Source organism: Cellulomonas telluris (assembly GCF_004886325.1).
GTDB lineage: Bacteria > Actinomycetota > Actinomycetes > Actinomycetales > Cellulomonadaceae > Cellulomonas > Cellulomonas telluris.
Genome location: NZ_QXFN01000014.1, coordinates 1 through 772 on the forward strand (window position 1 = coordinate 1; position 772 = coordinate 772).

Genomic DNA, 772 nt, shown 5'->3' on the forward strand with positions numbered 1-772 from the left:
GGAGGACGAGGGCATCGAGGTCTGCACCACCGAGGCCGACCCCGTGACCGGTGACTGGGCCTGCACCCCCGAGGCCGACCTGCCCGAGGGCGAGAACACCTACACCGCCACCGCCACCGACGAGGCCGGCAACGAGTCCGAGGAGGACTCGGTGACCTTCACCGTCGACACCACCACGGCCGTCGCCATCTCCACCCCGGCCGACGGCACGACCATCGAAGAGATCACCCCGGCCATCACCGGCACCGGCGAGGCCGGCGCGACCATCGTGGTCACCGACGCCGACGACAACGAGGTCTGCACCACCACCGTCCCCTCCGGCGGCACCTGGACCTGCACCGCGACGGTCCCGCTCGACGGCGAGGTCACCCTCACCGCCACCGCCACCGACGAGGCCGGCAACACCGACACCGCCACCACCACCTTCACCATCGAGCCGAGCGGTGGCGACACGGAGCCGCCGGCTGCGCCTGTCATCACCGCTCCGTCCCAGGGCTCGACGGTGCAGGACACGACGCCACAGATCTCGGGCACCGGCGAGCCCGGCGCGACCGTCGTCGTCAGTGAGGGATCGACGCAGCTGTGCACCACGGTCGTCGGCCCGGGCGGTCAGTGGTCGTGCTCCTCGACGGTCGTGCTCCCGCCCGGCCCGCACACCATCACGGCCGTGCAGACCGACACCAGCGGCAACTCCAGCCCTGCGAGCTCGGTGACCTTCACCGTGGTGGCCGCCCCCGGCGACGCCGACGGCGACGGACTGCCCGACCAGCAG

1 protein-coding gene is annotated in these 772 nt (G+C 72.4%); it reads left to right on the forward strand.

Annotated elements, in window-relative coordinates; all coding sequences use genetic code 11:
* Positions 1-772 (forward strand): Ig-like domain-containing protein (locus tag FB586_RS18475; protein WP_246036986.1); only part of this gene is annotated, 772 nt, incomplete at both ends.